We start from the raw sequence: 6,745 nt of genomic DNA, 5'->3' as shown, positions 1-6,745 counted from the left end.
GTGCCCGCGCCCGCTCTACCGCGACGTGCATGTCGGCGGCCTTGTGCTGGACCGCTTGGAACGAGCCGATCGGCGCCCCGAATTGGTGCCGGTTACGCACGTGATCGAGGACCAGATCCAGAATGCGTTGGCAGGCACCGACCGTCGTTATCGCCATACCCATCAGCGCGATATGCCGCGCCCGCTCCGCATCGACACTGACCCGTGCGGTGTCCGGTACCCGAACGTGGCTGAAACTCAACTCGGCGACGTGCAGCACCGGGTCGAACACCGAACTGCGTCGCCTGGTGACCTGCCCCGCCACCTCGGCTGCGCTGACGATGAACACCCCGGCGTCGGTCACCACCGCCAACCACTCGGCACGGTCCCCGTCCAGCACATGCTCCGCCGTGCCGTCCAACACCCAGCCGTCGTCGGCCCGATGCGCTTTCACGCCCGTGTAGGCGGCGGTCCCGGAGGCCTGCGGGTCGAACCGAGCCCCAGCCAGCGGTGCGAACTGGCTCATCGTCGCCAGAAACGGCGTGGGATCGGTGGCCCGGCCCAGCTCTTCTAAAACGATGGCCAACTCGACGGCGGTTTCCGGATCGCTCATCTCGGTCCAGCCGTGCTCGACGTAGGCCTTCCAGACCGGTGTCGGGTCCACGCCGTCTTCGGCAACCCCTCTGACCAGCGTCGGCGGGCACTGCTTGCCGACGGCGTCACGCACCGTTTCCTGCCAGAGCCGCTGATCGGCGTCGAATTCCAGCAGCATCCCGGCCAGCTCCTTAGCTCAGTTAAAGTGCTACGAGAATAGTATTCTCTTATTAGCACAGTAACAATCTCGTCGGAATGCTAGGCGGTCGCAATGGAGATCGGTTTCATCGGCCTGGGCCACATGGGTTTTCCGATGGCACGACGCCTCATTCGAGCCAATCGCCGAATCGTCGCCTTCGACACCAGCTCCGAAGCTCTCGACCGGGTTGTCGCGTTCGGGGCCCAGCCGGCGTCGTCGCCGAAGGAGGTCGCCGACCGCGCTGAAACTGTCATGGCCAGCCTGCCCTCCCCGCAAGTCGCACTCGAGGTCGCGACCGGGGTCGGTGGCGTGATCGAAGGCTCCCGGGTCAAGCGCTATGTCGACCTCTCGACAATTGGCCGCCAAACAGCAGTACAGATCCACGGCGCCCTCGCCAGAAGCAACATCGCTGCGCTCGACAGCCCGGTCAGCGGCGGGGTAAGCGGAGCCGAAAATGGCACCCTCGCATTGATGGTCTCCGGCCCCCGCATCGAATTCGACATCCTCAAGCCGTCGCTCGAGACGATCGGCAAGCCGTTCTACATCGGCGAGACGCCCGGTTCAGCGCAAACCATGAAGCTGGCCAACAACATCCTGGCGGCGACAGTGCTCGTCGCAACATCAGAAGTCGTCGTGATGGGCGTGAAGTCCGGACTCGATCCGGGCGTCATGATCGACGTGCTCAACGCAGGCTCTGGCGCGACGAGCGCCAGCCGCGACAAGTTCCCGCGCGCGATTCTTCCGCGCACGTTCGACTACGGCTTTGCCACCGGGCTGATGGTCAAAGACGTGCGGCTGTATCTCGACGAAGCAGAGTCGAGTGGTGTGCCCGTCGAGATCGCTGCGGCGGTCGGGCGGCTGTGGGAAACCGCCTTACACGACGAGGGGGCTGATTCGGACTTCACCTCGGCGATCAAACCGATCGAACGAGCCGCCGGCGTCACGGTGGGCCCCACGTCCCTGCCATCGCGTACCTGAGAATGATATTATCGCTTACGAAGAACAACGCTTACACGTGCTGCCCGCAATTGTGACCACTAGCAGGCGTGATGATTAATCGAAATGCTTACCGGAAACCCTGTTGATTGGCGACGAATCGGAATGTTAGATTGGCTAGCGTATGGCCAGCAGGCGCGACACAGTCGTCGGCGCCGCGAAGGGTGGTTTAGGTGATCGAGCACCCGGACGGAACCCGGACGCCGCTGATCGACGCAAGCGTGCACATCTTCTTCTCGTCCAACAAGGAACTGCGCTCGGTAATGCGCGAGCCTTACAAGAGTCGCGGATTCCCCGACTACGAAATGGACTGGTACGGGGCGCCCGGCGGCGAGTACGCCCCGGACACCGAGGGACCGGACCGTCAATACCCGGGTTCGGATCCGGAATTCGTTGGCAACGAACTGTTTACGACGCGCGGCGTCGATGTCGCGGTACTTCATCCGATGGGGCGCGGCATCATGCCGGACCGACACCTGGGCACCGCCCTGCACGCGGCCCACAACGAGATGATGGTGTCGAAATGGCTGGAGTCCGCCCACTTCGGTGACAGGTTCCGCGGCACAATCCGGGTCAACCCCGACGACATTGCCGGTGCCCTGCGCGAAATCGAGAAGTGGCGCGGCCACCCGCGGGTGGTTCAGATCGCCGTCCCGTTGCAGTCCCGCGAGCTGTACGGCAAGCCGCAATTCTGGCCACTCTGGGAGTCCGCAGCCGACGCCAATCTCCCTGTCGCAGTTCACATCGAAACGGGTGAGGGCATCGGCTTTCCCCCGACCCCGTCCGGCAACACGCTCACGTACGAGCAGTACGTCAGCTTCATGGCGCTGAATTACCTGTATCACCTGATGAACATGATCGCCGAGGGCGTCTTCGAGCGCTGGCCCAGCCTCAAGTTCGTCTGGGCCGACGGCGCCGCGGACTTCGTTACACCGTTCATCTGGCGGATGGACACTTTCGGCCGTCCGCACCTCGAGCAGACCCCGTGGGCGCCCCGGATCCCCAGCGATTACCTGCCCGGACACGTGTACTTCGTCCAGGGCAGCCTCGACGGTCCGGGCGACGTCGAATTCGCCGGCGAGTGGTTCGGCTTCACCGGCAAAGAGGACATGGTGATGTTCGGCTCCAGCTATCCGCACTGGCAGTGCGGCGACATCCACAAGCTGCCGAAGGCGCTGTCGACCGAGCAGCGCGAGAAGCTGTGCTGGCGCAACGCGGCCAGCCTGTACGGAATCGACATTTCTGTCGACCTCGCGGCGGGCTAGTCGCAGAATAGAAGAAGGCTGAGGAGGTCGAAATGACATTGACTCACACGCAGGAACGAGTCCCCGCCAAGGAGCGCATCGCGGTCCGGTGTGTCGACTCGGATGTCCACCCGGTGCCCAAGCGCGGCGAGATCACCCCGTACATCCCCGAGCCATGGCGCAGCAAATTCTTCCTCGACCACAAGATCGGCGAACTGATTTACTACGACGCCCCCGACTACGCGCACGCCTTCGCGATGCGCACCGACACCTTCCCGCCTGACGGCGAGTTCCCGGGCAGCGACCCAGACATGGCATTCCGCCAGCTGATCATGGAAGCGGGCTCCGACATCGCGATCCTGGAGCCCGCCGGCCGCACGCCGCGTCTACCGGAAGCCAACCAGGCGTATTCGAGCGCACTCAACGACTGGCAGAACAACCACTGGCTCGACAGCCACAACAACTGGCACGAGCGTTGGCGCGGGTCGATCTGCGTCGCCATCGAAGACCCGGAAGGCGCCGTCGAACAGATCGAGAAGTGGGCGGGACACCCCTACATGGCCCAGATTCTGATCAAAGCCGAGCCGAGACCGTCCTGGGGACACCCGAAGTACGACCCCATCTGGGCGGCCGCCACCAAGCACGACATCACCGTCAGCTGCCACCTGTCGCGCGGTACCTACGAGCTGCTTCCGACGCCGCCGGTGGGCTTTCCCAGCTACAACCACGACTTCATGGTGACCTACTCGCTGCTGGCGGCCAACCAGGTGATGAGCCTGATCTTCGACGGCGTCTTCGACCGCTTCCCGACCTTGCGGATCGTCTTCGTGGAGCACGCCTTCAGCTGGATCCTGCCGCTCATGTGGCGCATGGATTCGATCTACGAGGCCCGCAAGTCACGAGTGGAGATCAAGCGCAAGCCGTCCGATTACGTGAAGGACCACATCAAGTTCACCACGCAGCCGCTGGACTACCCCGAGGACAAGACGGAGTTGACCCGCGCGATGGAGTGGATGGAGTGCGACAAAATCCTGCTGTACTCATCCGACTACCCGCACTGGACGTTCGACGACCCGCGCTGGGTGGTCAAGCATCTGCCTAAGGCCGCGCGCGAATCGATCATGTACCGCAACGGCATTGCGACCTATCACCTTCCGGAGACGGTTCCCGTCCTCGAGGGCCAAGCCCGGGTGTTCTGAGTTGAGTTCTGAAGAGAGTGGGGCAGCCACGGAGCGGCCCCAGCCTCGCCTCGCACAGGGCCGCGAGCACATTGTGGCCACCGTGGACGAGATTCCTCCGGGCAAGCACAAGCTCGTGCCGATCGGACGGCACGGTGTGGGTGTGTACAACGTCAACGGAACCTTCTACGCCATCGCGAATTACTGTCCACACCAGGGCGGCCCGCTGTGCTCCGGCCGCGTTCGGGGCCGCACCGTCGTGGACGAGACCGCCGCCGGGGACGCCGTCATGGTGCGGGACCTGGAGTACATCTACTGCCCTTGGCATCAATGGGGTTTCGAGCTCGCGACCGGCACGACCGCGGTCAAGCCCGAATGGAGCATTCGCACCTACCCGGTGCGCGTCGTCGGCGACGACGTTCTGGTGATGGCCTGACCTACAGGAGTATCGCGTGGCGTCTCTCGAAGTGAACGGTGGCAACGTCGTCTACGAAATCCTCGGTGAGTCCGGCGATCTCATTGCCCTGACACCGGGCGGCCGGTTCAGTAAGGAGATTGAAGGCCTGCGTCCGCTGGCCGATGCCCTGGCCGCCGGCGGCTACCGGGTGCTGCTCTGGGACCGGCCCAACTGCGGCAAGTCCGATGTGCAGTTCTACGGGCAAAGCGAATCCCACATGCGCGCAGAGACGCTGCACAAGCTGGTAACGGGTCTGGGCTTCGAGCGCTGCATCCTCGCCGGAGGCTCCGGTGGGGCAAGGGATTCCATGCTCACCACGATGCTCTATCCGGAAATGGTCACCAAGCTCGTGGTGTGGAACATCGTCGGCGGCATCTACGGCACCTTCGTGCTCGGTTCCTTCTACATCATCCCCAGCATCCTTGCGGTGCGGGGTACCGGAATGGACGGCGTGGTGAAGGTGCAGGAGTGGCGCGACCGCATCGACGAAAACCCAGCCAACAAGCAGCGGTTCCTCGACTTCGACTCCGATGAGTTCCTCAAGGTGATGCTGCGCTGGCTCAACGCGTTCGTTTCCAAGCCGGGACAGACGATTCCGGGCGTCGACGACGAAATGTTCGATCGCATAAAAGTTCCCACGTTGATCATTCGTGGCGGCGAGAACGACATGGACCACCCCAAACGGACGTCAATGGAAGTCAGCTGCCTGATCAAGGGCTCGAAGTTGATCGACCCACCTTGGCCGGAGGATGCGTGGGAGCGTGCCTCCGAGGCGCGTGCCGCGGGCAAGGTTAAGCACTTCAACATGTTCGACACGTGGGTGCAGGCCGCCCCGGCAATCCTGGAGTTCCTGGGCTCGTGATGTCTCACGATGTACTACATAGTGCGAATGTGGACCTCGCAGTTGAGCGAGGCCTCCAAGGCTGTGTGGACACGGCTCTCCGGAATGCGTTCCAGGTCTTCCTCGCGCAACGTCACGTAGACGATGTCGTAGCCGTCGTCGCCGGGGGCCCGGACGATCTCGCCGGTGAGCCCGAACCCAGCCAACACGCCATGCGCGTCATCGTCGGTTCCTCTGCTGACAAAGGTCACCACACCGGGAGAAGCCGTGTCGCCAAAGGACTTGGTGCACAACGCGATTGCCGTGCGCTGGGCCACATCGGCGTCTTCGGCAGCGATCAGCAATTGCACTTCCCGGCGGCCGGTCGGCATCGTCGTGAGGTCGCTTTCCACCACATCGACGCCCGCCTCGCCCACCAGCCCAAGGAGGGCCACCATGCCCTCTCGTAGCCGCGCATGCGTGAATCGTCCCTCGGGGTCGATGTTGACGCGCACCACGGCAGTCCGCATGTGCGAAAGCGTAACTGCCGGGACTGCGAGCTAGGTCATGAACACCAGCCAGATAACCACTCAGGCCGAACCGGTCACCGTGGCGAGCACTCCGGGTTGCCCGCCCAGGCTGCTGGGCGAGCAGCCCCAAACCCGTGAGGACCTCGCGACGTACCAGACGCGGGGCGGCTATCGGCCATTGGCCGGCGTCGACGCACTATTGAGCGAGGTTGAGTCCAGCGGGCTGGTCGGTCGCGGCGGCGCTGCCTTCCCGCTCGCGGTGAAGTTGCGCGCGGTTCGCGATAACGGGAGCCGCGCGGGCGGCAGCGTTGTCGTCGCCAATGGCGAAGAGGGAGAACCGGCTTCGATCAAGGATCGCTGGCTGCTGCGCAACCGCCCGCACCTGGTTCTGGACGGGCTGCGACTGGCAGCGGCGATCGTTGCCGCCGACAGCGCCTACGTGTACGTGTCCGACCACGGATCGGCCCGCAGCGTCGAGACGGCGCTAACAGAGCTCGGCTCCGAGCCGCACGGCATCACACTCGAGCTGGTGACCGTGCAACCCGGGTACGTGGCCGGCGAGGAGACCGCCGCGGTCCAGGCGATCAACGGCGGCCCGGCCAAACCGACCGACAAGCCACCGCGCCCGTTCGAGGTCGGCGTCGCCGAACGGCCCACGCTGGTCAGCAATGTCGAAACGCTGGCCAACCTGCCCTTCCTGCAGAGCAACGGCTCGGCTGCGTTCCGCTCCCAAGGCACCCCGCTGTCG

Annotated in this window: 7 protein-coding genes and 1 pseudogene; 6 read left to right on the top strand and 2 right to left on the bottom strand. The window is 64.1% G+C overall.

Annotated elements, in window-relative coordinates; translation table 11 throughout:
• On the bottom strand, positions 1–751 hold a 751-nt coding region (locus WBF82_RS11455), incomplete at its 3' end, for an acyl-CoA dehydrogenase family protein (RefSeq protein ID WP_424383150.1).
• Between the two features lie 93 nt (positions 752–844).
• On the opposite strand from WBF82_RS11455, the gene WBF82_RS11450 reads away from it, so the two are divergent.
• The 5 genes from WBF82_RS11450 (at position 845) to WBF82_RS11430 (ending at position 5,509) form a co-directional block, all read left to right on the top strand.
• Positions 845–1,750, top strand: coding sequence for an NAD(P)-dependent oxidoreductase (locus WBF82_RS11450; protein WP_424383149.1), 906 nt, complete (start codon positions 845–847; stop codon positions 1,748–1,750).
• Between the two features lie 191 nt (positions 1,751–1,941).
• Entirely contained in the window at positions 1,942–3,033 is a 1,092-nt protein-coding gene (locus WBF82_RS11445; RefSeq protein WP_424383148.1) for an amidohydrolase family protein, read from the top strand.
• Positions 3,034–3,065: 32 nt separating this feature from the next.
• On the top strand, positions 3,066–4,211 hold the full coding sequence (locus tag WBF82_RS11440; protein WP_424383147.1) for an amidohydrolase family protein: 1,146 nt from the start codon (positions 3,066–3,068) through the stop codon (positions 4,209–4,211).
• A gap of 1 nt (position 4,212) precedes the next feature.
• Positions 4,213–4,626 (top strand): Rieske (2Fe-2S) protein, encoded by a 414-nt coding sequence (locus tag WBF82_RS11435; protein ID WP_424383146.1) that lies wholly within the window; start codon positions 4,213–4,215, stop codon positions 4,624–4,626.
• Positions 4,627–4,642: 16 nt separating this feature from the next.
• On the top strand, positions 4,643–5,509 hold the full coding sequence (locus WBF82_RS11430) for an alpha/beta fold hydrolase (protein ID WP_424383145.1): 867 nt from the start codon (positions 4,643–4,645) through the stop codon (positions 5,507–5,509).
• 14 nt (positions 5,510–5,523) lie between these two features.
• Here WBF82_RS11430 and WBF82_RS11425 read toward each other — a convergent pair whose 3' ends face one another.
• The gene (locus tag WBF82_RS11425; protein ID WP_424383144.1) at positions 5,524–5,997 is read right to left on the bottom strand and encodes a hypothetical protein; all 474 of its coding nucleotides are present in this window, start codon (positions 5,995–5,997) and stop codon (positions 5,524–5,526) included.
• 37 nt (positions 5,998–6,034) lie between these two features.
• On the opposite strand from WBF82_RS11425, the pseudogene WBF82_RS11420 reads away from it, so the two are divergent.
• Positions 6,035–6,745, top strand: a pseudogene (locus WBF82_RS11420) (NADH-ubiquinone oxidoreductase-F iron-sulfur binding region domain-containing protein); the annotation flags it as partial.

The organism is Mycobacterium sp. (assembly GCF_049673265.1).
GTDB lineage: Bacteria > Actinomycetota > Actinomycetes > Mycobacteriales > Mycobacteriaceae > Mycobacterium.
Note: the sequence above shows the minus strand (reverse complement) of the source record. Positions and strands in the feature narration are given on the sequence as shown.